Annotated in this window: 2 protein-coding genes; one reads left to right on the forward strand and one right to left on the reverse strand. The window is 71.3% G+C overall.

Features of this window, described 5'->3' with window-relative positions; genetic code table 11:
- The first annotated feature begins 318 nt into the window (after nt 1-318).
- The gene (locus ACWD3D_RS34965; RefSeq protein ID WP_451464711.1) at nt 319-1,107 is read left to right on the forward strand and encodes an SAM-dependent methyltransferase; all 789 of its coding nucleotides are present in this window, start codon (nt 319-321) and stop codon (nt 1,105-1,107) included.
- A gap of 86 nt (nt 1,108-1,193) precedes the next feature.
- Here ACWD3D_RS34965 and ACWD3D_RS34970 read toward each other — a convergent pair whose 3' ends face one another.
- The gene (locus ACWD3D_RS34970; RefSeq protein ID WP_451464712.1) at nt 1,194-2,510 is read right to left on the reverse strand and encodes a lipase family protein; all 1,317 of its coding nucleotides are present in this window, start codon (nt 2,508-2,510) and stop codon (nt 1,194-1,196) included.
- Nucleotides 2,511-3,417: the final 907 nt, after the last annotated feature.

Below are 3,417 nucleotides of genomic sequence, written 5' to 3' on the forward strand. Positions count from 1 at the left end.
ACCGCATCTCCGGGACCATCGACCCGCAGCTGCTCGCCACCGTCACCTCCTGGTGTGACCGTGTGCGACTGGCGGCTCCGCCCCGCGCGACCGCCGAATCCGCCGCCCGCGATCCCGGGCCCACCGCCGGGTGACACAGCTTCCCGAGGGGCGGGGTGACGGGTCGTCATACACGCGCTCACCTGGCCCGGACATTCACCCGCACGGTTTTTCGAGGGGACGCGCGACGACCCGCCACCGGGAGGTACGGTCATGCCGTGCGGCAACCGGTCACCGCCCGGCCAACTGCACCCGTTGAAACGCGAGTAGGAGATTCCGATGGCCCCTGACGACATTGAGTTCCGCAAGCAGATCCGTGCCGACATACCCCACTCCGCGCGGGTGTGGAACGCGTGGCTCGGCGGGAAGGACAACTACCCCGTCGATCGGGAGCTGGCGGACGCGGTCACCGCCGCCTACCCGGCCACGGCCGCCATCGCGAAGGCGTCACGCGCCTTCCAGGCCAGGGCGATCCGCCACCTCGGCGGCCTGGGTGTCCGTCAGTTCCTGGACGTCGGCACCGGGCTGCCGGTGGAGAACAGCACCCACCAGGTCGCGCAGGCCATCGACCCGTCCTCCCGGATCGTGTACGTGGACAACGACCCCATCGTGCTGGTGCACGCCGCCGCGCTGCTGACCAGCGCGCCCGAGGGTGCGACGGCCTTCGTGGACGAGGACCTCACCAACACGGACGCGGTGGTGGACGAGGCGGCGAAGACCCTGGACCTCTCCCAGCCGGTGGCGGTGCTGCTGCTGTCGACCCTGGGGCACCTGCTCCCGGACGACGGGATCAAGGTGGTGCAGTCGTACATGTCCCGCATGCCGTCGGGCAGTTACCTGGTCATCTGCGACACCATCAAGACGCCGGAGACCCTCGCGGCCCAGGAGGCGTACGACTCGGGCGACAACCCGCCCTATCTGGTGCGGGAGCCCGAGGAGATCACCGGCTGCGCCGAGGGTCTGGAGCTGATCGACCCGGGGTTCCTCTCCATCACGTACTGGCGCCCGGAGGGCGACCCCGAGGGCCCCGGCGTCGACCAGTGGGGTCTGGTCGCCCGTAAGCCCTGACGATCCAGGCACCACCCTGCCGTGACACCGGCAGACCGAGGGTCCCTCCGCGCGGGCGGGGGGACCCTCCGCGTTCTTCGTGCGGGTCAGGGCTGGATGGGCATGGTCCAGCAGTTGGAGCTCGCGGACTTGCCCGCCAGCCGGTCGGTCAGCCAGGAGATGGCGTCGCCCTGGTCGGTGAGGAGCGGGACCAGGTGGTTCGTGACGATCTTGTCCCCGAGGTTGGGGAGGATGATCGCGTCGTAGGTGACGTTGGCGCCCTTCTTGCACCAGTCGACGGCGAGTTGGCGCGCCTGGGCGTGCGGCACGATGTCGTCCTGGATGCCGGTGGCCACCCGCACCGGGGTGGTGGGCTTGAGGTTGCCGATGCGCTGCGCGTCGAGTGTGGTCTTGAGCTGCGGGATGGTGTCGACGAGCTGGCTCAGGGACTTGCCGCTGGTCGTCCAGGAGCTGCTCTTCTTGAAGCCGTAGCCGAAGAGCGCGTCACCGATGCACATCGTCGACAGGTCGGCGAGGGCCGCCTTGCCGGCCGCGTTGATCTGGGCGTCCGCGACGGGCTGGAGGGTCGGGTCGGTCTGGAGGAAGCCGTTCAGCGACCATCCCAGGGCGCCGGCCAGAGCACTGCCGTCGATCCCCTTGATGGTGGCGGCCAGGTCGGCCGGGGGTGCGCCGACGTAGGCCCCGGCGAGCTTGACGTCCGGCGCGTAGGTGGGCTGGAGTTCGGCGGCGGAGGCGCTGGCACCGCCGCCCTGGCTGTAGCCGTACAGCCCCACCGGCGAGGCGGCGGTGACGGACGCCCCGCTCACCCCGCGCGCCGCGCGGGCGGCGTCGAGGAGCGCGTGGCCGCCGTCGACCCGGCTGACGTAGGTGTGCAGCCGGTCGGTGGCGCCGAGGCCCGCGTAGTCGGTGACGACCACGGCGGTGCCCGCCGCCAGCAGCCGGTAGATGGAGAGGTCCTCGTAACCGACCGACACCGTCTCACCGTTGAGGGTGAGCGGGTTCTGGAGGCCCAGCGAGGCCGCGCACTGGTCGCCCTGCCCCATCGTGCCGGGCGCCAGGGCGACGAGCGGACGCGGTCCGCTCCCCTTCCAGGCGGCCGTCGGCTCGATGTAGGCGCCGGTCACGGCCACCGGAAGGCCGTTGGAGTCGGTGGACTTGTACATGAGCCGGGTCGCCTTGCCCGGCAGCGGGCCGCCCAGGCTGGGCAGGCTCAGCGCCAGCGGGAGCGACTCGGTGCGGACGAGGGTGCCGTCCGCCGCGGGCAGGGTCTGGGGCGGAGTGTAGAAGGCCGGGATCTCCACACCACGGGAGACCACCGGGGTCGTGGCGGCCGACGCGGGAAGCGTCTGAGCGCCCAGGCAGGCCGCCGCGGCGATCCCGGCGGCGAGCAGCCGTCCGGTGATCGTCCTCGCGGTTCCGCGCCGGGCGGCACGGGACCGGCCCGGCGCCCGGAGGGACGGACGGGGGAAACGGACTCTTCTCGGTTGCTCCACGCGGCTCACTCCTTGGTTCGAGGGGACGGGCGAGATGTCGCTCGGCTCCCGGTGTCGGTGCGCTTGTGGCGGTGACCGCCCGTGCGGTGCGTGCGCGTCGAGGCGCGCCGCGTCGAGGGGAGTACGTGCCAAAAGGGCGCCCGGAACCCTGATTCCGTACCGGGATGTGGGGGTTGCGTGCGGGCCGGACCGGACGGGGTCGGAGGTTGCGTGCGGGCCGGACCGGACGGGGTCGGGGGTTGCTGACGGGATGACGCCGGGACCGGGAGACTCCGGAGGGTTGCTCCGATTCGCCCACGGAGAACCCCGACCGGGCCCGGGGAAAGGCTAGTTACTGACCAGTCAGAATGGAGAGTAGGACCGGGTGTCACTCAGTGACAAGACGTCTGCACGTGCCGAATTCCGCCACTCCCTCCGGGCCCGGGACGGCCCGGCGAAGCAGGCGGGCGAAGCGGCCGGTGGACGGGGCGGATCGCGGATTCCGGACGCACGAGTGCGACAAGTCGCCATTTCTGCAGCTACCTTGACGATCATTCTTCGGCTCTCCGCTTGGAAAGCAGACCGGTTGGTCTAGGCTCTGCATGCCTTTGATCTCGCAAGGGAGTTCGACGTGTCCTGGAAGGGTCCATTCCGCGTGGCTGGCGCTGTGTTCTGCAAGGCCGTCAGGACGAGGCCGTCGTGGTGACCCCGCCCGGCGACGGAGGGAACCGCCGTACGCGGCGGACCGGCCGTCCGGGGAGGTGGGCGGTGCTCCGCCCGGCCGTGATCTGGCCGGCCGCCGCCGTACTCGCGGCCGGGTGCGCGGTGGCGTCCCTGG

The organism is Streptomyces sp. NPDC002690 (genome assembly GCF_053592415.1).

Excerpts from the sequence above, each read along its gene's own strand:
- ACWD3D_RS34965 (WP_451464711.1), top strand. The coding sequence starts at position 319 with ATGGCCCCTGACGACATTGAGTTCCGCAAGCAGATCCGTGCCGACATA.